Origin of the sequence: Vreelandella neptunia (genome assembly GCF_022489065.1) — a bacterium.
In the GTDB taxonomy this organism is placed as follows: Bacteria; Pseudomonadota; Gammaproteobacteria; order Pseudomonadales; family Halomonadaceae; genus Vreelandella; species Vreelandella neptunia_A.
The window spans coordinates 169,492-194,613 of sequence record NZ_JAKVTW010000001.1 but is presented as its reverse complement, the minus strand read 5'-3'; the positions used below and the strand labels follow the sequence as shown (position 1 = coordinate 194,613).

Sequence of the window (25,122 nt, the reverse complement as noted above, 5' to 3'; positions counted from 1 at the left end):
GTATTTAGTTAACAACAAGGAATCAAAAATGCTTCATACTCAACGTAGTTATGGCGGCAGCTGCGTCGCTCCTCACCACCTAGCCGCCAGCGCCGGTCGAGATGTGTTGAAACAGGGCGGCAATGCGGTGGAAGCGATGGTCGCAGCGGCGGCCGCCATTGCGGTGGTTTACCCGCATATGAACGCACTGGGCGGCGATGGCTTCTGGCTCATTCATGAGCCAGGCAAAGCCCCCATTGCCATTGACGCCTGCGGCCCTGCAGCGGGCTTTGCTAATGCAGATTTCTACGCTGGTGAAACGCAGATTCCCGAGCGCGGCCCTAAAGCTGCGCTTACCATGGCGGGCACCATTGGCGGCTGGCATGAAGCACTGAACGTGGCATCCGCATGGGGCAAGTCACTTCCGCTCACCACCCTACTGGCCGATGCCATTCATCATGCCGAAGCGGGCATTGCGGTTTCCCAAAGCCAAGAGGCGCTCACTGCCAAACACGTAGAGCGTTTATCCCAAAGCCCAGGCTTTAGCGATGCCCTTCTGCTTAATGGTCAGGTGCCCCGTGAAGGCCAACGGCTGAGCCAGCCGCGTTTGGCCGCCACACTCAAGCGTTTGGCAGAAGCAGGATTAGATGATTTCTACCGCGGCGAACTGGCCACCAGCATGGCGCGAGACTTAGAGGCCGTCGGCAGCCCTCTGCGCTTGGCTGACTTTCACGCCTACCGCGCCCAACGGGTCACACCGCTGGAAGTCACCCTCCAGGATGCCACGCTGTATAACTTGCCAGCGCCGACCCAGGGTATGGCGTCGTTAATGATTTTAGGTATTTACGAGCGCCTAAAAGCCGCCGAGCCAAACGGTTTTGACCATCTGCATGGCCTGATTGAAGCCACCAAGCGTGCCTTTATCCTGCGTGACCAAAACGTCACTGACCCCGACCGTGTGCCTACGCAGCTACAAAACTTACTCAGCGAAGAAAATATTAGTGTAGAGGCAGCTAACGTTGATCCACAGCGCGCCCTACCCTGGCCACATGAGCCTGCTCCAGGTGACACCATTTGGATGGGCACCGTAGATAGCGAAGGCCGTGCAGTGAGCTTCATCCAGAGCATCTACTGGGAGTTTGGCAGCGGCGTGGTGCTGCCGGAAAGCGGCGTGCTATGGCAGAACCGCGGCATCAGCTTTTCGCTGAATCCCGACGACCTGCGCGGCCTAGCCCCTGGCCGTAAACCCTTCCATACCCTAAACCCGGCACTGGCCAAGTTTAACGATGGCCGCACCATGGTCTACGGCACCATGGGCGGTGAAGGTCAGCCACAAACCCAGGCGGCGGTGTTCTCACGCTATGCCCTGCACGGCATGCCACTTCAGCAGGCGATTACCGCGCCGCGCTGGCTACTCGGGCGTACCTGGGGCGAAACCAGCACTAACTTAAAGCTCGAAGCGCGCTTTGACGACGAGCTAGTCACCGCCCTGGCAACGGCGGGCCACGATGTGGAAGTTCTACCTGACGCGTTCAGCGACACCATGGGCCATGCGGGTGGTATTGTGCACCACCCGGATGGTTTAATAGAGAGCGCCCACGACCCGCGCAGTAACGGCGGCGCGGCAAGCTTATAATAAGCGGACTGATGGTTTTCTTAGCCTTCGTACTGGCTGAACTTGGTTAGATGGCTAGCTGTCACTTACACAAGTGATAAGCTAGTCTGCCTAATAAGCCTCTGAATGATTGAAACCAGAGGGAAAGGAGAACCCCATGGCGAAAATAGAAAAATCCCCCGACGAATGGCAACAGCAGCTAACACCCGAGCAGTACCGCGTAGCGCGTGAAAAGGGCACAGAGCGCCCATTCACCGGCGACTATCAGGTGCGCGATGCGCAGGGCATCTATCACTGCGTTTGTTGCCATGCGCCGCTGTTCGAAAACGAGCACAAGTTTGACGCTGGCTGCGGCTGGCCAAGCTTTGACCGGCCGCTGGGCACCCGCTGTGTAGAGGAGCATACCGACACCACACACGGTATGCAGCGCACAGAGGTGGTCTGCTCCCACTGCGATGCCCACCTGGGTCATGTATTTCCCGATGGGCCACCCGACACCACCGGATTGCGCTACTGCATTAACTCAGTATCACTGGAATTCCACCCTGACGAGTAATCAGCGCTAAATCCTCGCAAGGAAACCAGCAAGGCGGGTGCTACAATAGCAGCCCGCTTTTTTTGTGCTGCTATTTTTGTACTTTCAGGAGAGACTGATGCTCGGCTGGTTCCCCGGACATATGAACAAGGCCCGCCGCCAGATTAAGGAGGTGCTGCCTGAAATTGACGTCGTAATCGAGGTACTCGATGCGCGTCTGCCCTACTCCAGCGCCAACCCGATGCTGGCCGAGCTAACGCGCCATAAGCCGGTACTGAAAATTCTCTCCCGCGCCGATCTTGCCGACCCAGAACGGACGGCAGAATGGGTCGCCCACTTTGATGCCCAAGAGAACATGCGAGCCCTTGCTGTTACTACCACCAACACCCGCGAGCTCAAGCAGATTCCCAAACTATGCCATGAGCTAGCCGGCGCGGTGCGCGCGGACCGGGATGTGCGGGTAATGGTGATGGGCATACCCAATGTCGGTAAGTCCACGCTGATTAATGGCTTGGCTGGACGAAAAATCGCTAAAACCGGCAACGAGCCGGCGGTCACTAAGCGCCAGCAAAAGGTGCGCATTGATGGGCGTGTCGCGCTTACCGACACCCCCGGCGTGCTGTGGCCCAAAATTGAAGACCAGGCCAGCGCCTACCGCCTCGCCGCCACCGGTGCCATTCGCGACACGGCCATTGAGTACACCGATGTAGCCATTGTTACCAGCGCGGAGCTCGCCAAGCGCTACCCCGAAGCGCTCACTACCCGGTATAAGCTTAAAGAGCTGCCACCCTACGCCGCGCCGGACATTCCCCACGACATTGATGCCGATGGCCCCAAAAAGCCCGACTTTCTCGCTATTGCCGGCTTTGACGGCAACGCCATTTTGAAAGATATTGCTGCCCGGCGTGGCGGCCTGCGCCCCGGCGGTGCCGTCGACCTGCATCGCGGCGCGGAAGTACTGCTTCACGAACTGCGCGATGGCAAGCTGGGCCGACTAACCCTTGAAACGCCGGCGGATATTCCACCACCGCCCGTGCAAAACAACGAAGACAATCAAGACCTTTCCGACGCATAATGGTTTGGCAGCCTGTTAGCCGATGACGGCTTGTAGGCGCTTACCTTTTGGATACTTTGGGCCTCTCGCTACTTTTGGACAGACACCTCATGGATACCCCGCAGTCGCACGAACCACAACCGTTGAAGAAATCTCATAAGCTGCACAATGTCTGCTATGACATTCGCGGCCCGGTGCTCGACCACGCCAAGCGCCTGGAAGAGGAAGGCCAGCGAATTCTCAAGCTCAACATCGGCAATCCCGCGCCGTTTGGTTTTGAGGCGCCAGAAGAGATTCTTCAGGATGTGATGCGTAACCTGCCCACGGCCCAGGGCTACTGCGACTCCAAAGGCCTCTACTCTGCCCGTAAAGCGATCATGCAGGAGTGCCAGCGCAAGCAGATTCCAGGGGTGGGCATTGAGGATATCTTCATTGGCAACGGCGTCTCTGAGCTGATCGTGATGGCCATGCAGGCTCTGCTCAACGACGGCGATGAGGTATTGATTCCGGCGCCGGACTACCCGCTCTGGACCGCCGCCGCTCACCTTTCCGGTGGCCATGCGGTGCACTATTTGTGCGACGAGCAGGCCGACTGGACGCCTGACATGGCAGATATTCGCGCCAAGATCACCAGCCATACGCGCGCCATTGTGCTGATTAACCCCAATAACCCGACCGGTGCAGTCTATCCGCCCGCGGTGGTCAAAGAAGTATTGGAGATCGCCAAGCAGCACAACCTAGTGGTGTTCTCTGACGAGATCTACGACAAGATTTTGTATGACGGCGTTGAGCACACCGCTACGGGTGCGCTGGCGGACGATGACCAGTTAGTCATCACCATGAACGGGCTGTCAAAGAGCTATCGCTGCGCAGGGTTTCGCTCCGGCTGGATGATTATTTCTGGCACCCTGGCCAAGTTAAACGCCCAGGACTATATCCAGGGGCTGAATATGCTGGCCTCCATGCGGCTGTGCGCTAACGTGCCCGCCCAGCATGCGATTCAAACCGCGCTGGGGGGCTATCAGTCGATCAATGATTTAATCCTGCCCGGCGGTCGGCTACTTGCCCAGCGCGATATCACTATCGAGAAGCTGAATGCGATCCCCGGCGTTTCCTGTGTAACCCCAAAAGGCGCGCTCTACGCCTTTCCGCGCCTCGACCCTAAAGTATTCAACATTAAAGACGACCAGCAGATGGTGCTGGATCTACTGCTGCAGGAAAAAATATTGCTGGTGCAGGGTACCGCCTTTAACTGGCCCGAACCCGATCATGTGCGCATCGTGACCCTGCCCTGGGCAGATCAGTTGGGTGATGCACTGGATCGCTTTGCTAACTTCTTGTCGCGCTACCGGCAGTAAATGTGGATGTGTTAAACACCCCATGACTTGAAACTGCCATCAACAGCACGTATCTAAGCCATTAATCTAGCGTTGCTTCGATAAATCTTAAGGGAGAACCTGCACCATGATGCGAATTCTGCTGTTTTTAGGCACCAACATAGCGGTCTTGCTGGTGGCCAGCATTACCCTGCGCCTGCTTGGCGTAGAGAGCTACCTGCGTAGTCAGGGCATCAACTTTACTAGCCTGCTGATTTTCTGCTTTATCTTCGGCATGGCGGGTTCCATTATCTCGCTGTTTATCTCCAAATGGATGGCCAAGCGCAGCACCGGCACGGTGATTATCGAAACGCCCTCCAACTCCACCGAACAGTGGTTGCTGGATACGGTCGCTGAGCTCTCCCGTGAAGCGGGCATCAAAACCCCGGAAGTAGGCATATTTCCCGCGCAACAATCCAACGCCTTTGCGACAGGCTGGAATAAAAACGATGCGCTGGTGGCCGTCTCCGCAGGATTGATGAATCGCATGCGACCGGAAGAAGTGCGCGCGGTACTGGCACATGAGATTGGCCACGTTGCTAATGGTGACATGGTCACCCTGGCGCTGATTCAGGGCGTGGTGAACACCTTTGTGATGTTCTTTGCCCGGGTAGTGGCACACTTGGTCGATAATTTCCTACGCAGCCGCAGTGAAGGCGGTGGTGGACTGGGCTTTATGGGCTACTTCGCCGTGGTCATGGTCGCGGAGATCGTATTTGGCATTTTAGCCTCAGCAATCGTTGCCTGGTTCTCGCGCTACCGCGAATACCGCGCCGATGAAGCAGGCGCGCGCTTGGCGGGCACCAATGCCATGGTCAGCGCGCTGGCACGTTTGAAAACCGAAACCGAAATGCCCGATCAAATGCCCGACACGCTGCGTGCCATGGCCATCACCAAAGGCCAAACCCGCTCGCTGGTGGAAAAGCTGTTTGCCAGCCACCCACCTCTTGATGAGCGCATCCGCGCACTGAAAGAAGCCGCTTATCGTCAGTAAGTGTTTATAACGACGCTAAACGTTTAAGGCCCGCAGATGCGGGCCTTACTGTTTTTGGCTGCCTGTTTTTTTCAATACCTGATTTTCACTACTTAGGCTTGGGTTACTGCAAACCCAGCCCCTCGCAGGATGTCTTCTAACGCTAACGCCTCCCCTGATAGCTGCACATTGAGCGTGACGAATTCGCGACGTAACGGGTAATTGGCACGGCAGTCATCAAAGCCTTTGTGCATGCCGTGGTGCTGCGTTTGGCGCTGTAACGCATCGTGGTCGCGGCGTACGTCATACACTGCTCGCATACAGAGTCTCAGGGCATCTTCCACGGGGAGTGCGTGCTGCAAATGCAGCGATGCCAGCGCGGGCGGTGGGCAAATATCAGTGAATGGCAACTCGCTTGACTGCTCAAAGAGGCGCGCCAGCGCTTGTTGAATCATCCAGGTACCGCGTAGCTTGCCATCCAGGCTATGCCCGGCAATGTGTGGTGTTGCCAGAGATACCAGATCACGCAAGCCTGCATCGATATCCGGCTCCTGTTCCCATACGTCCAGGACAGCACTGATATCACCTTTGCCTGCCAAACGGCTGCGCAGCGCTAAGCCATCTACACAATCACCGCGCCCAGCGTTCAGCAGCACGCTGCCTGGCGCCAGCTCATCAATGCGCTGGGCGTTAAGCAGTTGATAAGTAGCGTGAGGGCCTTCGCGAGTCAGCGGCGTATGCAGGCAGAGCACGTCACAGCGCTCGACCAGGGCGTCTAAAGAGTGAAAGCCATCCTGCCCCTCCTCTTCAGCCCGGGGCGGATCACAGGCAAGCGTAGCCACGCCCATAGCCGATAGCCGTGCCTGCAAGCGGCTGCCGACATTGCCAACCCCAACAATACCCACCGTGCGCTCACTAAGTAACCAATCATCGCGCTCAGCCAGCGTTAGCAGGCTGCTCAATACGTAATCCACCACCGCTTCGGCATTACAGCCTGGGGCGCTAGCAAAAGCGATATTGCGCTTAGCGAGCGCCGCCTGATCGATATGGTCCGTGCCGATGGTGCAGGTGCCGATAAAGCGCACGGGGCTATCGCCAAGCAATTGATCGTTTACCTGGGTAATGGAGCGCACGATAAGCGCATCGGCGCCCTGAAGATGGGCGGCGTTTATCTCCCGCCCTGGCACGCGGGTGAGCGTACCGAAATGGCCGAAGCAGTGCTCGGCAGCGGGGATATTGGCGTCGATGACAAGTTTCATAGGCGTTTGGGTATCCGGGCTTTACAATACGCCCGCGACGGCTGATGGGCAGGCGTGTTTCAAGGCTATCTTGTAAGGGCTATCTAAGGAGAATGTTGTGATCGTACGCTGGGAAACCAACCATGACTATGTGTTGGTTCATATTCACCAGGATATGTTTGGTGACTGGATTTTCAGCCGCGCTTGGGGCCAAATCGGCACTCAGTTTGGCGGCCTAAAACATCAGCTAGCCGATACGCTGGATCAAGCCCATATGTGGCTGGAGGACGAAACCACCATCCAATCCTCGCGAGGGTTTCGCAAGGTGCTGGAAGTGGCCGACCATACCCCTGAAGGCCAGGAAGCCATGCGCCAGCTTTCGCTGTTGGACGTGCTTTAGCCAATATCAATAGTCAAAGTGTTATCCAAGAAAGCGCCGTCCATCACGTTCATAGGCGCCTACTGGCTCGGTGGTATCCGGCGGGGCAACAAACCCCGCCAGCGCCACTTCATCCAACCAGCCGCGTTCGCGCAACCAGTCGCTTAATCGCTCCAACTCAAAGCCACGATCCAACTCATTACCGTTACTATCCATCAGCACCGGTATGCGCACGCCATAACGCTCAACCAGCGCATCATCCTCGCTAATTTCAATGTGGTGCAACCACACCTTTTGATTCGCCAGAGCGGCCACCAGCGCCTCTAACTGGGTACACAGGTGACAACCCATGGTCGTGTAAAGCGATAGCTGAATCATACTGAAGCTCTCTGCATACTAGCTTTCTTCATACTAGCTCTCTTAATGAGACCTTATGGCGAAGTAGAAATACGTGGTGTAAGTTCGTTCGCCGCTGAAAATCGGGGTCAAAGCTGCGCCCGGTAATATCCTCTACTGCAAACTGTTCGCTAAGTGCTTCGTCTAGCTTAAAGCGCCGCTGGTTATTTGAGAACACCAAGGTGCCTCCGGGCGCCAAACGCGCCATGGCAAGCTCCACGAGACGCGGGTGATCACGCTGTACGTCTAGCGTATCACGCATTTTCTTGGAGTTAGAGAATGTCGGTGGATCCATAAAAATCAGGTCAAACTCGGCATTGGCGGTTTCCAGCCAGCGGAAACAGTCGTCGCGCACTACCCGGTGCAGACGGGTATCAAGCTTATTCAGCGCAAAGTTATCCTTGGCCCACTCCAGGTAAGTGTTCGACATATCGACACTCACACTGTCGCTGGCGCCGCCCAATGCCGCCTGTACCGTTGCTGTGGCGGTGTAACAGAACAAGTTTAGAAAACGCTTACCGCTAGCCATTTCACCCAGCCTCCGCCGTACCGGACGGTGGTCAAGAAACAGCCCGGTATCCAGGTAGTCGCGCAAGTTGACCCATAGACGCGCCTCGCCTTCTTGCACCTCAAAACGTTCACCGCTGGCGGCGCGTTTCTGGTACTGGGCGCTGCCGGTTTGGCGCTCACGGCGTTTGATATAGATCTTGCTAGCGTCAACGTTAAGCGCTTCGGGCATCACTTCCAGAGCGTCGTACAAGCGCTTTTGCGCCTGCGCCGGGTTGATCGAGCTGGGGGCCGCGTACTCTTGCACATGCACGCGGTCACCGTAGCGATCAACCGCTAGGGCGTACTCCGGCATATCGGCGTCATAAACACGATAGCTGGTTTCACCGCTCTGCTTCAGCCATTTCTTTAAGCGCTTCTGATTTTTAATCAGCCGATTGGCAAACATCTGCGCATTGTCTTGGTTTTTATGAGCCGCTTGCTCTTCGCCAACCACGTCACTGGGCGCTGCCTCTGCACCACTTTCACGCTGTGCGGGCGCCACATCGCTCGCAGCAGGTGAATGCCCAGCTCCCCCAATCTCCATTAATAGCAGCTTGGCGTCCAAAGCACCGTTTTTGAGCGCGTACTGCTTGTGCGCACGCATTCCCAGGCGATGGCCGAGATCCGGATTGCCGGTAAATACCGCCAGCGTCCAGCCGGGGAACAGCGCTTTGGCTTTCTCGCCAAGCTGGGCATATAGACGCACCAGCTCAGGCAATTCACCCAAACGTTCGCCGTAGGGGGGGTTGGTGATCAACAGGCCACATTCAGCGGTCAATGATTCAGGCCGGGTAAGCTGAGCAAGGCTTTGACCATGGAGGGTAATCAGCGCAGGAATACCGGCACGCATGGCATTGGACTTGGCGGCAGTTAGTGCCGCAGGGCTCTGGTCAAAGCCGAGCAGCTGGGCTTTGCAGCGTTTTCGGCCAATCGATGCACGGGCTTCGGCTTCGCGCTTCTGTTCTCGCCACGCATCATCATCATGCCCTGCCCAGCCGTGAAAGCCGAAGCGTTCACGGTTCAGGTTAGGTGCTTGGTCAGCGGCCATCATGGCGGCTTCGATGAGTAGCGTGCCTGCACCACAAAGCGGATCGATCAACGGTTCACCGGCTTTGAGCCTTTCTGGCCAACCCGCTCGCACCAGCAGAGCCGCCGCCAGATTCTCTTTTAGCGGCGCATGGCCTACATCCCGGCGATAACCGCGACGGTGTAGGCTTTCACCAGAGAGATCCAATCCAATAGTTAGGTTCATCCGATGGAGGTGGGCGTATATGCGCAAATGTGGAGTTTTAGTATCCACGTTGGGACGTTCCTGCCCGGCCAGTTGAAGGGCATCAACTACGCCGTCCTTAACGGTCTGGGCACCAAAACGAGTGTGGCGAATATGCTCGCTACGGCCGTGGAAATCCACCGCCAATGTATTTCCCGGCGCCAGATGCTGGGTCCAGGCAATCCGAGCCACCACGTCGCGTACCTGTTCGGCGGTGTCGATCATCGATTCGCGTACCAGGGTTAAAATCACCCGGTTGGCCAATCGCGACCATAGGCATACGCGGTAAGCGATGGCTTGACTGGCAGTGAAGTACACCCCAGCCACCGTGGTTTTGCCCGGCGTGGCGCCCAGCGCTATGAGTTCATCGTGGAGCAGGCCTTCAATGCCTTTGGGGCAGGTGGCAAGCAAATTTAGCGGAGCGGTTTGGTTCGACTCGGTCATGATAATAGAGGCGCTGAAAGGCGCGATATTCCTGTATATAACAAATGAGTTTACGTTTTATGACAAATTGGTAGTCGACAGATGGCCCCATCATGGTCTAACAATAAGAGAGTAGCTACTGAAAAACGCATGCGTTTCTAGTCAGGGTCGGTTCATCACTAGACCTATGGCTAGTAAGTGTTCTTTGCAAGAGATCGCCGCCCGACTCGTTCAGCCCGTGAGAGCTAGACACTGGGGTTGATGCGGCGTCTCGCTCTTGAAGCAAGCTCTCGGAATAGGGTTGTTTATCGTTTTCGATAACGCTCTATTTCTTATCAAAGGCTTTCGTGAAAAGAGGTTAGCCAATGAAACGGCAAAAACGTGATCGCTTCCAGCGGGCTTATGTCCACGGCTACAAAGCGGGTGTATTGGGTCGTTCTCGCGACGACTGTCCCAGTCAAGATGTCAATTTACGCGAATACTGGATGAGCGGTTGGCGTGAAGGTCGCGGAGACCAGTGGGATGGCATGACCGGTATCTCGGGCATCCATAAAAATCCCTTAGTCATGGCCTAACGTTTTATTTTTCAAAGTTTTAAAAGAAAAATTCTGAACGAAAGGTTTATAGTGAGCCCACTTTTTCAAGTGGGCTTTTTAGTGCGCTTTCAGTGCCCTGGCGCACTCGCCTACTAGTTTAGGGCCCTGGTAAATCAACCCTGAGTAGAGCTGGACTAAATCCGCGCCCGCCGCAATTTTGGCCTGTGCTGCAGCGGCACTATCGATCCCGCCAACGCCAATAATAGGGAGCGATGGTAAATGCTCACGCAACTGGCGAATAACCCGGTTGGATGCCTCAAACACCGGCTTACCAGAAAGCCCCCCGGCCTCCTCCGCCTGCGGATCACCCTGCACGGCCTCTCGGGAAACCGTGGTATTGGTGGCAATCACGCCGTCAAGGTGGTTGCGCTCAATACTCCCCGCCATCAGCGCCACTTCTTCAGCACTCATATCTGGAGCGATCTTAATGAGCAGCGGCACCTTTCGGCCCGCTTGGGCATCAAGCTCGATAGCGCGGGCACGAATTGGCCCCAACAACGCATCCAACTGCTCGCCAAACTGTAGGGTGCGCAGCCCAGGGGTATTGGGTGATGAGACATTGACGGCAATGTAATCCGCATAAGGGTGCACGGCGTCTAAACACACCAGGTAGTCATCTAGCGCTTGCTCTACCGACGTGGTGAGGTTCTTACCAATATTGATGCCGACGATGCCATCGTAGTGTCGCTGCTTAACCTGCTGGATCAGATGCTCCACCCCTTTGTTGTTAAAACCAAAGCGGTTGATGATCGCCTCATGCTGCGCTAAACGAAACAGCCGCGGTTTGGGGTTGCCCGGCTGCGGTTTGGGCGTAACAGTGCCCACTTCGACAAAGCCAAACCCTAACGCGCCCAGTGCATCCAGGTGGTCGGCATTCTTATCCAACCCAGCCGCGAGACCCACTCGATTGGCAAATCGCAGCCCCATCAACTCCACGGGATCCTCTACCGGCTGGCCGAAAAGCCGCGAAACGCCGCCCAATCGATGCAGTGATTCTAATGCACTCAGCGCCATGCCGTGGGACGTTTCTGGATCAACGCGAAAAAACAGCGAGCGGGCGAGGTTGTACATAGCGGATCTCTTGAAGCGGGGGACTGAAAACGGGCACTAGTATAACGCAATAAAGCGCGCCCTGGTGGAGAACCAGGGCGCGCTTTCACACTCCTTCTTAATTAAATAGACACGCTTTAATTAAGTGGACGAGGTACGTCTAGGCTTCGCTATCGCTTTCAGCCAAATCGACCAGCTCGCGTACAGCCACAGCAAAGAGCGCAAAGCCCCCTTCACTGCCACCACGTACCTCTTCAATAAGACGACACCAGCGGCGATGCAGATCAGCGTGCTGATCCAGCCACTGCGCCACCCGCTCTTGGGTATCGCGGCTTCCTGCATCGAGCTTCAGCACGCTGGTGGTCAGGGCCAGCTGCTGGCGCTCGATATCATCACGGAAGGTTTCCCGCGCCTGCGCTTGCCAAGCATCGCGCACTTCCAGCTGGGTTACCTGCTGAATCATCCACGGCAGTTCCAAGCGGCTGCCAATTTCATACAGCACTTCCGCCACCCGCTGAGGTTTCTCGTTGGTGAGGCGTGCCGCCTGGATAATACCCAGCCCCGCGTAAAGGCTTGATGACGCCGCCACGGTGGATGCTAAGGCATCCGGCACGCCCGCCTCCAACAGCTCGTCACGACGCTCGTTCCAGGCGCTCAGCTCTTCACCACTGAGAAGTTCACCGATGCCTTCCTGTAACTGCGCCAAGCGAGGAGCGAAGTACTCGATGGTGTCTTGCGTCGAAAGGCCTAAATGCTGACGCACAAACCAGCGCGTGGCACGGCGAATCAGGCGCATCAGGTCGAGCATCATCGAGTACTGAATACGGTTGGGCACCTGATTGTCGAGGGCTTCAATTTGCGCCCATAAGGTAGGCAGATTAAAGCTATCACGGGCCACAATATAAGCTCGTGCGATGTCGGCACGCCCCGCCCCCGTGGAGTCCATTAGGCGACGGACAAAGACGATACCCATATGGTCGACCAGATCATTGGCAACCTGGGTCGCCACGATCTCACGCTTCAAGCGGTGCTCGTACATCTCATCTTTAAAGCGCTCGACCAACACTGCCGGGAACAGGCGCTCCAGATGGCGGTGAATATAGTGATCATCCGGCACATCAGAGGTGATCAAATCTCCTTTCAGGGTGCTCTTGGCGTAGGAAATCAGCACCGAGAGCTCTGGCAGGCGCATCGATTGGCCATTACTCGCGCGCTCTTTTAACACCTCATCGGTAGGCAGAAACTCAAGCTCGCGATCGATTTGCCCTGCGGCCTCCAACTCGCTGATAAAGCGGCGGTACGGCCCCATCGACTGATTGGAAAGAATGGCTGACAGGTCCAGCGCCTGGCTCTGGCGATAGTTATCCAGAATGACCAGATCGCCCACCTCATCAGTCATTTCCGCCAACAGCTGATTGCGCTGTTTGTCGGTCATATCGCCGCGTTTGACCACTTCATCGATCAATATCTTGATATTGACCTCGTGATCAGAGCAGTTCACCCCACCGGCGTTATCAATGAAGTCGGTGTAAACGCGCACACCCTTGGCGGCGGCTTCCATACGTCCGCGCTGGGTCAAGCCGAGGTTGCCGCCCTCGCCGACCACACGGCAATTCAAGTCATTGCCGTTGATGCGCAGGGTATCGTTGGCTTTATCACCTACATCGGCGTCAGTTTCGTCGGAGCCTTTCACGTAGGTACCGATACCGCCATTCCAGATCAAATCCACCTTGGATTTGAGCATGGCGCGGATCAGTTCATTGGGCGACAGGCGCTCCTCCGTGATACCGAATACCTGCTGCATCTCCGGGGTGATGTTTATCGATTTCGCGCTACGGCTAAAGATGCCACCACCGGCGGAGATCAACTCCTGGCTGTAGTCTTCCCAACTGGAGCGTGGCTGCTCAAACAGCCGTTTGCGCTCGGCAAAGGAGGACTCCGCATCGGGATTGGGGTCTACAAAGATATGCAGATGGTTGAAGGCGCCCACTAGCTGAATCTTGTCAGAGAGCAGCATGCCGTTACCAAAGACATCGCCGGCCATATCGCCGACCCCCACCACGCTAAACAGGTCGCGCTGGGTATCCACATCGAGGTTTTTGAAGTGGCGTTTCACCGACTCCCAGGCACCGCGGGCGGTGATGCCCATTTTCTTATGGTCATAGCCATTGGCACCACCAGAGGCAAACGCATCGCCTAGCCAGTGGCCATACTCAATGGAGATTTCGTTGGCAATATCCGAGAAGGTGGCAGTGCCTTTATCGGCTGCCACGACCAGATAGGCATCGTCTTCATCATGACGAACAACATTTTCCGGCGGCACCACATCGCTACCTACCAGATTGTCGGTAACATCCAGCAGCGCGCGGATAAAGATTTGATAGCAGGCGATGCCTTCCTTCTGCACGACGTCGCGGCTGGCATTTTCCGGCATGCGTTTACAGACAAAACCGCCTTTGGCGCCAACCGGGACGATAACGGCGTTCTTAACCTGCTGCGCTTTCACCAAGCCCAGCACTTCGGTGCGGTAATCTTCAAAGCGATCCGACCAGCGTAGGCCGCCGCGGGCGACTTTACCGCCGCGCAGGTGAACACCTTCGACCCGTGGCGAGCAGACAAAAATCTCGAACATAGGCCGTGGCTTGGGCATACCGGTGACTTTGGAAGGCTCGAGCTTGTAGGCGATATAGTCTTTAAAACGCCCACCCTCGCCGAGCTGATAGTAGTTAGTACGCAGCGTGGCGAGAATCAGCTCCATAAAGCGACGCAGTAACTGGTCGTCATTGAGGCTGGCAACGCCTTCCAGGCGCTCGTTTAGGCTGGCAATACACTCATCGGTGGCGTGATCTTGCTGCTCGGGCTCAAAGCGTAAACGGAATAGCTCGACCAACTCGCGGGTAATCGCCGGGTAGTTGGCCAGGGTGGCAGCGATATAGTCCTGGGACATGCCAAAGCGGATCTGTTTCAGATAGCGGGCATAGCCGCGCAGCATCGCCACTTCGCGCCAATCCAGCCCTGCACCGATAATCAGACGGTTGAAGGCGTCATTGTCAGCTTCGCCCGTCCAAATACGCTTAAAGGCTTCCGTGAACACATCACGCATATCGCCCAGGCTGACATCCCTGCCGCTATGCTCAAGCTCGAAATCGTGAATCCAATAACGCTGTTCAGGCGCGACGATGTCGTAGGGCCGCTCGCCAATCACTCGCAGGCCAAGGTTTTCCATCATCGGCAGCACGTCGGAGAGGGGAATCTGCGACTCGCGGTGGAATAACTTCAGGTTCACACCACCGCCCTGCTCTTCTAGCGGGCGGTAGAGCGACAGCGATAAGTCGTCGCCGTTGTTCAGTGTTAGCAAATGCTGAACATCAAACACCGCGGTGCGAGCGGAGAAGTCTTCCCGATAGCTGGCAGAGAAGGCCTCGCGGAAGTGATCCATCAGACTATTGGCGCGCTCTTCACCAAAACCTTCGATCATGGCGCTCTGCAGCTCATCTCGCCAGCTGCGCGCCAGCCGCGACACCTTGCTCTCCAAGCGTTTGAGATCGTAGTCGCTGGGGCCATCGCCATTAAAGCGCAGAATCAGTTGAATACGCGCCAGCACCGACTCGGATAAATAGGTGTTGAAGTCGCCAAAGTGGGCGTCTAACTCATCACACAGTACGTTTTGAATCCGCTGACGCAGGTCCGTAGAGAACACGTCGCGGGGGACGAACACCAGGCAGGAGTAAAACTTGCCGCTAATATCCGCGCGGATAAACAGCCGCACCTGGCGGCGCTCTCGGATATTCAGAATGCCCAGCGAGGTACTGGCCAGCGACTCGGTATCGATCTGAAAAAGATCATCGCGGGGGTATACTTCAAGCACCTGGAGCAGCTGCTTACCGTTATGGCCCTGGGGATTAAACCCAGCGATATCCATCACGGCTTTTAGCTTGCGGCGCAGCAGCGGAATATTGCGTGGCGATTCGTTGTATACCGTCGAGGTAAACAGGCCAAAGAAGCGACGCTCGCCAATCACATTGCCGTCGTCGTCGTAGCGATCAACGGTGATGTAGTCAGGGTAGGTAGGACGGTGAACCCGGGAGTGATGAGCACTCTTGGCAAACGACAGTAGCTGCGGCACAAGCACATAGTCATTGTGCTCATCCACGCCCTCTTCGGTGCGAATACGCTCGCAGTAGCGTGGCTGATCCAGACGGAACACGCCCAGTACGCTATCCGCATCGCGTTGTAACTCGCCGCCGTCCAGTAGGTATTCGTCGTAGCCCAGGAACGTGAAGTTATCTTTGAGCAGCCACTCTAGAAAGGCAATCGCCTCTTCGTGATCGTCTGGGTCGATCTGTGGTGGGCAATTTTTTTCAAGCTCTTGGATCGACGCGGTAATTTGCGCGCACATGGCATCATAATCGCCCACCGCAGTGCGCACGTCGCGAAGTACGTCATTGAGGTTGCTTTCGATTTTCTCAAGCAACGCAACATCGGTGTGGCGATCAACTTCAATGACAATCAGCGACTCACGGGCTTCAGGCGCGTTCTCATCTCGCGGTGAGGACTGCGCCTGTAACTGGTGGCGGTCATCACGAGCAACTGCCAGAACGGCGTTTTGAATCGCGTGTACCGTCAAGCCGCGACGGTTGAGCTCGATACGCACCGAATCGACCAGAAACGGCATATCTTCGTGGAGAACGGCAACAAACGTATGCGTTGACTGCCAGCCGTGCTCTTCAAAATCTGGATTAAAAACGCGTACTTTAGGGCTTTTCGGGTCGTGGTGCTGCAAGAACTGCCAGATCGACAGCGTTGCGCCGTACAGATCGTCCAAGCGACGATCCACGAGGTCTTCCACCGGCACGGTGGCATAAAAGTGTCGAGCAAAGGCGTCAATTGTCGCGGCTCGAGCAGGCTCCAGGCGCGCGTATAATCGTTCCTGAAGCTGCTTCAAAAGATCCTGACGACTCTCTTCAATCGCAACGTAGTGCATCCATCACCTCGACTTGCCTAGGCCATTAATCGGCCAAAAAACGAAGGACAATAGGCCTTTAGGCCAACATAGCGCCTAGCTTACGCTACCTATCGTCGCGTCCCTAATCACCTGACGAGTTATTCATGGCACATGCCATTTACGCATTAGGTTTTATGCTGATTAACCCGCATGCCGCTGTAATAACACGCCACACTCAACATGATCAGTAAACGGAAACTGGTCAAACAGCGCAAAGCGCTCTATTCGATGAGTTTTGGTCAGTATGGTCAAGTTTTCAGCCAATGTGGCCGGGTTGCATGAAATATAGACGATCTGGGCATACTCGCTGAGCTGTTCGCAGCTCTGTTCATCTAGCCCAGCGCGGGGAGGATCCACCAGTACGGTAGAAAATTCGTACTCTTCCAAGGCCATTTCCGCCACGCGGCGCCCGGCTTTTTCGCCTTTCAGTGCCAGCGAGAACTCCTCTGCCGACATGCGACCAATCTGCGCGTTCGTGACGCCATTGGCTTCCAGGTTCACGTTTGCACTGGCCACCGACGTGCGGGAAATCTCTGTCGCTAACACGCGGCGGAAGTTATCGGCTAGGGCAATGGTAAAATTGCCGTTACCACAGTAGAGCTCGACCAGATCGCTCTTTTCGCCACTCTCTTGCTGGCCAGTGGTGACTTCACGCGCCCAGCTAAGCATTTTTTGACAGATATGCGCATTGGGCTGGGTGAAGCTGTTTTCGACCTGCTGATAGTGCAGCGTGCGGCCATCCACCTCAAGACGCTCCCAGACATGATCACGGGTCAATACGATGCGCTGCTTACGTGAGCGGCCAATAATCATGATACCCAGTTCGGCTTCCAGTGCCCGAGCTTGGCGCTCCCACTCATCGCCAAGCGGGCGGTGGTAAATCAGCGTTACCAGCGCCTCGCCTGACAGCGTGGTTAAAAACTCGATCTGAAACAGCTTGCGGCGTAGCTCGTCAGACTTCAGGCAGGCCTCGCGCAGTTGCGGCATAAGCTGGTTAATGCGCTCGCTGGCCACCGCATACTGGTCTAGCCGAATCACTTGCTTGTTCTTCGGGTTCTCAGGGTCTACCTCAAACATGGCGTAGAAGAGATCATCCTCTTCGTGCCAAATGCGAAACTCACAGCGCTGGCGGTAGTAGCCCGGCGGCGATTCAAACACTTCAAGCGCAGGTGGCCGGAAAGGCGCAAAGGTACTCTCCAGATAGTCGCGCTTGGCGGCTAACTGCTCGGCATAACGTTCAGGTTCTACGACGGGGATAGCCAAAGCTGCTCCTCTTGACTTGAATAGATTCAGAAATAAGGGGTTCGAAATATGGGCTCAGAAATAGTAACGGCGAATAGTGTTCGTCAACTCACGCTTAGCAACTGGGGTGCTTTGAATCCGTAGCGCGCTAAACCAGCGGTCAGATTCGCGGCGGGTGCCGTCGTAAAACAGCGACCATCGGGATGCTCGCTGTGAAGCTCATCCACTACTTGCGCAACCCGTCGAGCAATGGCGTCACCGGAATCAATCCAATGCAAAGGCCGGGGAGCAAGCTGCACCAGCCAAGGCTTCAACAATGGAAAATGGGTACAGCCAAGCACTACAGTATCCAGCGCCTGACGGTCAGCTGACAAAAGTTGAGCAGACAGAGGTTGAAAAGGCGAAGGGGTAACGGCTTGCCACAGCGGTGCAAGCGCCGCCTGCATGCGATGGGTATCCGGTGTGATACCCGCCAAGTACGCTTCCGCTTCAACGACCAAGGCATCAGCGGCAACGCGGGTGATAATACAGTCGCTGGCAAAGCTATCAATCAAGCGCTGAGTGTATGGTCTGCCTACGGTGGCCTTTGTGGCCAGCAGCCCGATGTGGCGTGTCTGGCTTAGCGCTGCAGCAGGTTTGATAGCGGGCACCGTGCCCACCACAGGAATCGCTAACTGCTGACGTAAATTCTCCAGCGCCAGGGTGCTTGCGGTATTGCAGGCAACGACCAATACGCTAGGCTGGCAAGCTTCAACGGCGGCGCGACACACCGCCACGATACGCTCGGATAAAACGGCGTCTTCACGCAGCCCATAAGGTAACCAAGCATTATCGCAGGTGTAGCACAGGGCAGCTTCAGGATAGTATTGACGCAGCGACTGCGCCACAGACAGGCCGCCGACGCCGGAATCAAAAATTAACACGGGGCCTTGCATGGCTCTCTGCATCACTGTCCTGCTTGATTAATCAGCACCGAGCTGGTCGATGGATGAACTATTGCCCAGCAAAAACGGGGCCGCTAGTTTAGCATGCCCCGCCGATGATTTTATCGATTGCCTACACTGTTATGGGTCGCTGTTCACGAACGACTATACGGCGGGCACATCAGCCCCGCGCAGCTCTGCGTAGAGTTCAGGATAAGCATCCTGAAGGCGCTCCAACTCTTTCTCGGCGCCTTCGGGAAGTGCCAGGCGCAGCTCTTCCATATCTTCCTGACTAAAGTGTTCATCAATCAGCGGGAATAACCCCTCACGTTCGTGACGAAGGTACGCCCGATGCGCCTCTAAATAATCTTTTAGATCTTCGGCAAAGCGATCCATTGGCAGGATGTTATCCATCAAGATCATATCGATATCGTTAGACAGGCGCTGCAAACGCGGCTTTAGCTCACGGTAATCGTTGGCCATTTGTTCGGTCAGCGCGACGTGCTCAGGTGCCAAGGTATGCAGGCGCTCAACGCAGACACGCTCTAGCGGTGCAGCAAAGCCATCCATATAGGACAAAATATAATCGACCACTTCACGCATTAGCTGAAAATTGGGCCGCTCTCCCAAGACGAGGGTTTTCTGCTTAAGCTGCAGTACATGGAGTAGCCTCGCCATGTTGGCATGATCTAGACGCAGTTGGTTTAACATCGAACTGTCTCCTTTATTGTGTCATGCCTACCGCCGGGCCTGAGTGCTGGACGGCATGCGATCATAAGCGCGTGGGGTTATCATAAACAATGCCCTTCTAGCGTTATCCTAGCAAGTGTATCTTTCTGATATGTTACGCCAAAGGTAGTTCGCTAAGGTGTGGTTTACCACCGTGACTTGTTGGTGCTTTGTTGCTCAACGTCTCGATTAACAACGGATGTTTACATGGATCTTTTTGATAGCGCCCAAGCGGTACCTTCCGACGATGCCCCGTTAGCCTTTCGTATGCGCCCACGCCAATTGGACGATTACATGGGCCAGCAGGCACTGGTGGGGCCTGATAAACCCCTTCGTCGCATGGCGGAGTCCGGCGTTGTGCGCTCCATGATTTTATGGGGGCCACCGGGGGTTGGCAAAACCACACTGGCTGAGCTATTGGCCCGGGCCTCTCAGGCCCACTTGGAACACCTCAGTGCGGTGATGGCCGGCGTAAAAGAGATTCGCGCCGTGGTAGAGCGTGCCCAGCAGATGTCCTCTACGGTCATTCTCTTTTTAGATGAGATTCATCGTCTCAACAAGAGCCAGCAGGACGCCCTGCTGCCCCACGTCGAGTCGGGGCTATTAACGCTGATTGGTGCCACCACCGAAAACCCCTCCTTTGAGGTCAATTCGGCGCTGCTCTCCCGCGCGCGGGTCTACGTCCTGAAATCGCTTACCCAGGAGGAGCTGATCACGGTGATGCGTCAAGCGCTTAGCGATGAAGCGCGCGGTTTGGGCAAGCGTGACATCCAGGTTGGTGACGAGGTATTAACCGCCCTCGCCCACGCCAGTGCAGGCGATGCCCGCCGAGCGCTGGGGCTATTAGAAACCGCGTGTGATTTCGCTACCCAAGAAAACGGCCGTGAGGTGCTGCATAAGGAAGTGTTAGCCGATGTGATTGGCCATCAGGCCAGCGCCTTCGATAAACAGGGCGACGCCTATTACGATCTGCTCTCGGCGATCCATAAATCGATACGCTCTTCTCGCCCCAATGCCGCACTGCTGTATATGGCGCGCTTTATGCAGGGCGGCGGCGACCCCCTGGATGTGGTACGCAGATTAACCGCCATTGCCTCAGAGGATGTCGGCAATGCCGATCCCCGCGCGCTACCATTAGTGATTGCCGCTTGGGATGCCTACCTGCGTTTGGGTGATTACGAAGGCCAGCGGGCGATTGCCCATGCAGCGATTCATTTGGCCGTAGCGCCAAAAAGTAACCGTATTGATCGCGCCTGGAGCGAGGCTAAACAGTACGTGCGCCAGCAGCCCCAGGTGGAGGTGCCGACATATCTTCGCAATGCGCCGACCAAGCTGATGGAGCAGTTGGGCCATGGTGAGGGCTATCGCTATGCTCACAACGAGCCAGATGGCTACCCGTCGGGTAGTGCTCACGACTGCTGGCCTGAAGAGCTGCCTAAAGCCACCTTCTTCAAGCCAAGCCCTTTTGGGCAGGAGAAACGCTTTGGGGAAATTATGGCGTGGCGGGAAAGCCGTGATCAGGAAACAGATCAGGCGCCCTAAGGCGCCTGATGGTTAAATCAGTGGCAGGTTTAAACTGCCACTCTCCAGCAACTACTTGTCTTTAACGACTTACTCCTCACACCTTACCATTCACGCTTCACCCTTAAAGCTCTTCACGGATTACATCCGTGCCTTCAGGTATCTCGAAATCGAACATGTCCCGGGCAATATTGCCATTGAGGGTAATATTGCTAAAAGTAATCGCGGTGCGCTGACCGGTGCTGTCCATCATCCACAATTCACTCAGCGTTTCGCCGTCAAAGACCATGCTCAGCTCTTCAAACAGCGTATCGGCAGAGATAGGCACTAGGGTAAAGACGTCTTCTCCCCCGTCCTGCTCGTAGAAAACCTCATAGCTCTCGGTTAACTCGTCGACGCTTCCCGACAGCAGTAGCGCAGGGGTATGGGTAACCCGATCATCCATCTCTTGGACGGTGACTTGCTCAAGGTCGGGATCGTACATATACACATCTTCACCGTCGGAGACCACGGTTTGAGAATACGGCGCTTCCACTTCCCAACGCAGCATACCGGGGCGGGACAGCCACATTTCACCGCGCGCGCTTTGGAGACGATCGCCGCTGCCATCTAAAATCTGCTGCTCAAAATTGGCTTGATAACGCTCCAGTGGATCCAATCGCTCGGTCAAACGCTCGGCTGCATCATCCGCCCAGGCGGGTGCACCGAAGGTTAGACCCAAGGCACTTGCCGCCAATGCCAGGGGTGAAGCGCCCAGTGATGACGTTCGTTTTGATTGCGTATCGCGCATGTGATCTCCCTAGGCAACCGTTGCCAAATAATGGTTGCTCAAAACTGTTGTTCAAACATGAGTGCTAAATAATAAAGCAGTAAGGTCGGCTTAACCGTCCATGTATAACTCAGAAATATAATAGTCAGACGAGAAAAACGCCGCAGGGTTTCACCCGCAGCGCGGCTTTCACGCTTATTGCATAATTGTGGGCCATTAATGGCCTACTGGAGGCGGCGCAAGCACTTCTCGTGCGCCGTTAGAGCCCATTGATGTCACCACACCAGCACCCTCCATGGCCTCCACCAAACGAGCTGCCCGGTTGTAGCCGATCTTAAAGCGACGCTGAACGGCTGAGATCGAGGCTTTGCGCGTTTCAGTGACAAACTGGACAGCTTCGTCATAGAGCGCATCCTGCTCTGCATCATCACTATCGCCACCTTCCGCCTCAAGACCGGTCAAGGCATCAGCGGAGACGCCACCAGACAGGATCTCTTCGATATATTCAGGCGCACCGCGGCGCTTCCAGTCATCGACCACCCGGTGCACTTCATCGTCATCCACGAAGGCACCGTGGATACGGTTAGGCGGCCCAGAGCCAGCGGGTAAATAGAGCATATCGCCATGGCCTAGCAGGCTTTCAGCACCGCCTTGATCAAGAATGGTGCGCGAATCGATCCGCGATGAGACCTGAAATGCCATCCGCGAAGGGATGTTGGCTTTGATCAACCCTGTCACGACGTCTACAGAGGGGCGCTGAGTCGCCAAAATCAGATGGATACCCGCAGCACGTGCCTTTTGCGCCAAGCGCGCAATCAGCTCTTCGACCTTTTTGCCGACGATCATAAACATATCGGCAAATTCGTCGATCACCACCACGATGTAGGGCAACTTCTCCAGCACGGGGTGAGGCTGGTGCACTTCCCATGGCTGCGGTTCCCATAGCGGGTCTGCTACCTGGGCACCGGCGCGTTCGGCCTCATCCAGCCGTCCATTAAAGCCCGCAATGTTACGCACGCCCATGGCGGCCATCAGCTTATAGCGGCGCTCCATTTCTGCCACACACCAGCGCAGGCTATTGGCCGCCTCTTTCATATCAGTAACCACTGGCGCCAGCAAATGAGGAATGCCATCATAGACTGACAACTCCAACATTTTGGGGTCGACCATTATGAGCTTCAGCTCGCTAGGCTTAGCCTTGAGCAGCATCGAGATCAGCATGGCGTTAACACCCACCGACTTACCTGACCCAGTGGTACCAGCGACTAACAAGTGGGGCATTTTGCCCAGGTTGGCCACCACCGGGCTGCCACCAATATCCTGGCCTAGCGCCATGGTCAGCGGTGAGGTCTCCTGCTGATAGCGGTCGGAGTCGATGACTTCGCGCAGGCGAATCATGGCCCGATTAGGATTCGGTATTTCAATCCCTACCGTGGGGCGCCCTGGGATGACCTCAACCACGCGCACGCTCTTCACCATCAGCGAGCGCGCTAAATCTTTGGCAAGATTGCTGATTTTAGAGACCTTGACGCCCGCTGCGGGTTTGATCTCAAAGCGAGTAATGACCGGCCCAGGCCAGGTATCGACCACTTCAGCCTTAACGCCATATTCACGCAGTCGCACTTCGAGCAGTTCAGCCATATCTGCCAACTGCTGGTCGGTGTAGTTCGGCTGGTGAGGTTCTGCAGGCGTTAGTAGCTGCAGGCTCGGCACATCGCCCTCGGGCTCGTCCATCGTCTCAAAAGCGGGACGCTGGCTTTGTAAATGCTCCACGGTCCAGAGCGCGGGGCCTTCATCTGGCTCTGGTGTGGTCGCCTCAGGCGCAAATGTGGGCTCACGACGTGCGGCTGGAGGCGGCGAGGGTGGCGTATGCGATGCGCTGTCCATAGTGTCATCGTCCATCTCCTCGTCATCCATCTCTTCATCGTCCCACACCGGCTCTGGAACGACCTCAGCCACACGTTCAGGCGTTCTTCCAGGCTCAGCCGCAGAGATACGCTCACTGTTCCACGCTGTGTGGGTAGGCTTCTCGATCCTTGACTCGCTAACACGTGGCTCGTCATCGGCGTGGTTAGGCTCAACCTTCGCATCCTGATCATGCTCTTTCTCACCAGGTGCGTCTTCACCAACAAAGTAGTTGCTGGCGGCAGGCGCGGGAGCCTCTTCCTGGCGCGAGGCGCGCAGCGGGAAGGAAACGTCGTCTTCCTTGGGCTTACCGGACTCAACCGGCTCTGGTGGCGCTGCCGGCGTGCTAGCGCGTACAAAGGCATTTTCTCGCGGCGGTTGGGGTGCTTCTGCCTCTTCAGCAGCCTCATCTATTGGCGCCGCCTCTATTGGTTCCGCAGTAGGTGCAGGTGTTTTAGCTGGTACATGCTTATTGCTTGAAAAGGCTGCGGCTTCCCAAGGGATCGAGGTATCGGTAGTTTCGTGGCCCTCTCCATCACTAACTGAATTATCAATGGCGCTATTGGAAAGTGGCATAGAGAAACCCGGCTCACGCCGCTCCCGACCACTGCTGCTTTTACCCACCGATTCAGCTGCAGGCTTAGCCTCAGCGGGTGTCGCCTCGGCAGACTTAACGTCATTAGGCGGTGTCTCTCGCTTAGCGAGGGGCGGCTCTACCTGCGGTTTTACCTGAGGCTTTGGTGCGGGCGCGGGTTTTGCGGCTGCGCGTTGCGCTGCGCGCATGCGGCTAGCCTGCCGACGCGCCGATAGCCAGCCACCCAGGCGACATATCCGCTTACCAAGTTCATCCGCTACCTGAAGCCACGACATACCGCTGAATAGCGGAAAACCACTTAAAATCAGCGCGGCAGCGATTAATCCAACGCCGCCACTACCGACTAAAGGCCTTAACGCACCAACCAACCCCTCTCCCAAAATGCCTCCAGAAGCGTAGGGCAGCATGCTATCAGGATGGTAGAAGTGCAGCGCACCCAACATGGTGGTGCCAAAAATAAGCAGTACTAGCCCACCCGCATGGACGGCAATCGCCACCGGGTCGAGTTCAAAACGTACTTGCCGCGAACGAATCAGCCACCAGGCGGCGAAACCAAACATTCCTGGCCACCACAACGCACTGGCGCCTAATAATGAATAGAGAACATCAGCTAGCCAGGCACCCACCTGCCCCATCCAGTTACGGATGTCTGTTTCCGGCCCCTGGTAAGACCAGCCTGGATCAGAGGCTTGGTAACTAAATAGCGCTAATAATAAAAACACACACAGCGCCAGCAGTATGACTACCACGCCTTCGCGCACGGAGCCTTGTAAGCGCAGGCCAAAACGACGAGCCTTATCTTTTGCGGCGTTTACACGCGCAGATGAAGCCGATGATGGTGTTTGACGCGCGCTACGCTGCGTTCGCTTGTTTACTGCTTTATTCACTTTCAAGCGACTCTCCCTTTACACCTCAATGGCGTCTTTAATCCACTTGCGAGTTTGCATGATACCGAGCATCCTTCCGCGGTCACAGAGCCTCTAGCTAAGCGCCCAGTACA

18 protein-coding genes are annotated in these 25,122 nt (G+C 56.0%); 8 read left to right on the top strand and 10 right to left on the bottom strand.

Features of this window, described 5'->3' with window-relative positions:
- Positions 1-28 precede the first annotated feature (28 nt).
- The 5 genes from MLE19_RS00875 to htpX all read left to right on the top strand — a co-directional run bounded on the left by MLE19_RS00875 (position 29) and on the right by htpX (position 5,553).
- On the top strand, positions 29-1,615 hold the full coding sequence (locus tag MLE19_RS00875) for a gamma-glutamyltransferase family protein (RefSeq protein WP_240716186.1): 1,587 nt from the start codon (positions 29-31) through the stop codon (positions 1,613-1,615).
- Between the two features lie 136 nt (positions 1,616-1,751).
- The gene (gene msrB / locus MLE19_RS00870) at positions 1,752-2,150 is read left to right on the top strand and encodes a peptide-methionine (R)-S-oxide reductase MsrB (RefSeq protein WP_035577725.1); all 399 of its coding nucleotides are present in this window, start codon (positions 1,752-1,754) and stop codon (positions 2,148-2,150) included.
- A gap of 97 nt (positions 2,151-2,247) precedes the next feature.
- The gene (ylqF, locus tag MLE19_RS00865; protein ID WP_240716185.1) at positions 2,248-3,204 is read left to right on the top strand and encodes a ribosome biogenesis GTPase YlqF; all 957 of its coding nucleotides are present in this window, start codon (positions 2,248-2,250) and stop codon (positions 3,202-3,204) included.
- Between the two features lie 89 nt (positions 3,205-3,293).
- Positions 3,294-4,541 (top strand): pyridoxal phosphate-dependent aminotransferase, encoded by a 1,248-nt coding sequence (locus tag MLE19_RS00860; protein ID WP_240716184.1) that lies wholly within the window; start codon positions 3,294-3,296, stop codon positions 4,539-4,541.
- A 106-nt stretch (positions 4,542-4,647) separates the two neighbouring features.
- Positions 4,648-5,553, top strand: a complete 906-nt coding sequence (htpX, locus tag MLE19_RS00855; RefSeq protein ID WP_240716183.1) for a protease HtpX — start codon at positions 4,648-4,650, stop codon at positions 5,551-5,553.
- A 92-nt stretch (positions 5,554-5,645) separates the two neighbouring features.
- Here the strand turns inward: htpX and pdxB are convergent, their stop codons facing one another.
- Positions 5,646-6,791 (bottom strand): 4-phosphoerythronate dehydrogenase PdxB, encoded by a 1,146-nt coding sequence (gene pdxB, locus MLE19_RS00850; protein WP_240716182.1) that lies wholly within the window; start codon positions 6,789-6,791, stop codon positions 5,646-5,648.
- A 97-nt stretch (positions 6,792-6,888) separates the two neighbouring features.
- Here pdxB and MLE19_RS00845 point away from each other — a divergent pair, with 97 nt between their 5' ends.
- The gene (locus MLE19_RS00845) at positions 6,889-7,170 is read left to right on the top strand and encodes a hypothetical protein (RefSeq protein WP_071695775.1); all 282 of its coding nucleotides are present in this window, start codon (positions 6,889-6,891) and stop codon (positions 7,168-7,170) included.
- A gap of 21 nt (positions 7,171-7,191) precedes the next feature.
- On the opposite strand, the gene MLE19_RS00840 is transcribed toward MLE19_RS00845, so the two are convergent.
- Entirely contained in the window at positions 7,192-7,527 is a 336-nt protein-coding gene (locus MLE19_RS00840; RefSeq protein WP_240716181.1) for a glutaredoxin family protein, read from the bottom strand.
- Between the two features lie 28 nt (positions 7,528-7,555).
- Positions 7,556-9,808, bottom strand: a complete 2,253-nt coding sequence (rlmKL, locus tag MLE19_RS00835; RefSeq protein ID WP_240716180.1) for a bifunctional 23S rRNA (guanine(2069)-N(7))-methyltransferase RlmK/23S rRNA (guanine(2445)-N(2))-methyltransferase RlmL — start codon at positions 9,806-9,808, stop codon at positions 7,556-7,558.
- A 344-nt stretch (positions 9,809-10,152) separates the two neighbouring features.
- On the opposite strand from rlmKL, the gene rmf reads away from it, so the two are divergent.
- The gene (rmf, locus tag MLE19_RS00830) at positions 10,153-10,362 is read left to right on the top strand and encodes a ribosome modulation factor (RefSeq protein ID WP_240716179.1); all 210 of its coding nucleotides are present in this window, start codon (positions 10,153-10,155) and stop codon (positions 10,360-10,362) included.
- Positions 10,363-10,440: 78 nt separating this feature from the next.
- Here rmf and MLE19_RS00825 read toward each other — a convergent pair whose 3' ends face one another.
- From MLE19_RS00825 to MLE19_RS00805, 5 genes are all read right to left on the bottom strand, one after another.
- The gene (locus MLE19_RS00825; protein ID WP_240716178.1) at positions 10,441-11,454 is read right to left on the bottom strand and encodes a quinone-dependent dihydroorotate dehydrogenase; all 1,014 of its coding nucleotides are present in this window, start codon (positions 11,452-11,454) and stop codon (positions 10,441-10,443) included.
- 139 nt (positions 11,455-11,593) lie between these two features.
- Entirely contained in the window at positions 11,594-16,417 is a 4,824-nt protein-coding gene (locus tag MLE19_RS00820; RefSeq protein WP_240716177.1) for an NAD-glutamate dehydrogenase, read from the bottom strand.
- Between the two features lie 162 nt (positions 16,418-16,579).
- On the bottom strand, positions 16,580-17,701 hold the full coding sequence (gene trmA / locus MLE19_RS00815; RefSeq protein ID WP_240716176.1) for a tRNA (uridine(54)-C5)-methyltransferase TrmA: 1,122 nt from the start codon (positions 17,699-17,701) through the stop codon (positions 16,580-16,582).
- An 83-nt stretch (positions 17,702-17,784) separates the two neighbouring features.
- Positions 17,785-18,615 carry a glutamate racemase gene (gene murI / locus MLE19_RS00810; RefSeq protein ID WP_240716803.1) on the bottom strand — a complete coding sequence of 277 codons (831 nt, stop codon included), beginning with the start codon at positions 18,613-18,615 and terminating at the stop codon, positions 17,785-17,787.
- A gap of 153 nt (positions 18,616-18,768) precedes the next feature.
- Positions 18,769-19,314 (bottom strand): hemerythrin domain-containing protein, encoded by a 546-nt coding sequence (locus tag MLE19_RS00805; protein WP_240716175.1) that lies wholly within the window; start codon positions 19,312-19,314, stop codon positions 18,769-18,771.
- 225 nt (positions 19,315-19,539) lie between these two features.
- Between MLE19_RS00805 and MLE19_RS00800 the strand changes: the two genes are divergently transcribed.
- The gene (locus tag MLE19_RS00800; RefSeq protein WP_240716174.1) at positions 19,540-20,874 is read left to right on the top strand and encodes a replication-associated recombination protein A; all 1,335 of its coding nucleotides are present in this window, start codon (positions 19,540-19,542) and stop codon (positions 20,872-20,874) included.
- 103 nt (positions 20,875-20,977) lie between these two features.
- Here the strand turns inward: MLE19_RS00800 and lolA are convergent, their stop codons facing one another.
- Positions 20,978-21,643: an outer membrane lipoprotein chaperone LolA gene (gene lolA / locus MLE19_RS00795; RefSeq protein WP_240716173.1), complete on the bottom strand. Its 666-nt coding sequence runs from the start codon at positions 21,641-21,643 to the stop codon at positions 20,978-20,980.
- 195 nt (positions 21,644-21,838) lie between these two features.
- Complete coding sequence (locus MLE19_RS00790; RefSeq protein ID WP_240716172.1) at positions 21,839-25,015, bottom strand: DNA translocase FtsK; 3,177 nt, start codon at positions 25,013-25,015, stop codon at positions 21,839-21,841.
- Between the last annotated feature and the right edge of the window lie 107 nt (positions 25,016-25,122).

Coding starts and splice junctions, on each gene's coding strand:
- ylqF (WP_240716185.1), top strand. CDS start 2,248: ATGCTCGGCTGGTTCCCCGGACATATGAACAAGGCCCGCCGCCAGATT.
- MLE19_RS00860 (WP_240716184.1), top strand. CDS start 3,294: ATGGATACCCCGCAGTCGCACGAACCACAACCGTTGAAGAAATCTCAT.
- htpX (WP_240716183.1), top strand. CDS start 4,648: ATGATGCGAATTCTGCTGTTTTTAGGCACCAACATAGCGGTCTTGCTG.
- MLE19_RS00825 (WP_240716178.1), bottom strand. CDS start 11,454: ATGTACAACCTCGCCCGCTCGCTGTTTTTTCGCGTTGATCCAGAAACG.
- murI (WP_240716803.1), bottom strand. CDS start 18,615: ATGCAAGGCCCCGTGTTAATTTTTGATTCCGGCGTCGGCGGCCTGTCT.
- rlmKL (WP_240716180.1), bottom strand. CDS start 9,808: ATGACCGAGTCGAACCAAACCGCTCCGCTAAATTTGCTTGCCACCTGC.
- rmf (WP_240716179.1), top strand. CDS start 10,153: ATGAAACGGCAAAAACGTGATCGCTTCCAGCGGGCTTATGTCCACGGC.
- msrB (WP_035577725.1), top strand. CDS start 1,752: ATGGCGAAAATAGAAAAATCCCCCGACGAATGGCAACAGCAGCTAACA.
- MLE19_RS00820 (WP_240716177.1), bottom strand. CDS start 16,417: ATGCACTACGTTGCGATTGAAGAGAGTCGTCAGGATCTTTTGAAGCAG.
- pdxB (WP_240716182.1), bottom strand. CDS start 6,791: ATGAAACTTGTCATCGACGCCAATATCCCCGCTGCCGAGCACTGCTTC.
- MLE19_RS00805 (WP_240716175.1), bottom strand. CDS start 19,314: ATGTTAAACCAACTGCGTCTAGATCATGCCAACATGGCGAGGCTACTC.
- MLE19_RS00800 (WP_240716174.1), top strand. CDS start 19,540: ATGGATCTTTTTGATAGCGCCCAAGCGGTACCTTCCGACGATGCCCCG.
- MLE19_RS00875 (WP_240716186.1), top strand. CDS start 29: ATGCTTCATACTCAACGTAGTTATGGCGGCAGCTGCGTCGCTCCTCAC.
- lolA (WP_240716173.1), bottom strand. CDS start 21,643: ATGCGCGATACGCAATCAAAACGAACGTCATCACTGGGCGCTTCACCC.
- MLE19_RS00840 (WP_240716181.1), bottom strand. CDS start 7,527: ATGATTCAGCTATCGCTTTACACGACCATGGGTTGTCACCTGTGTACC.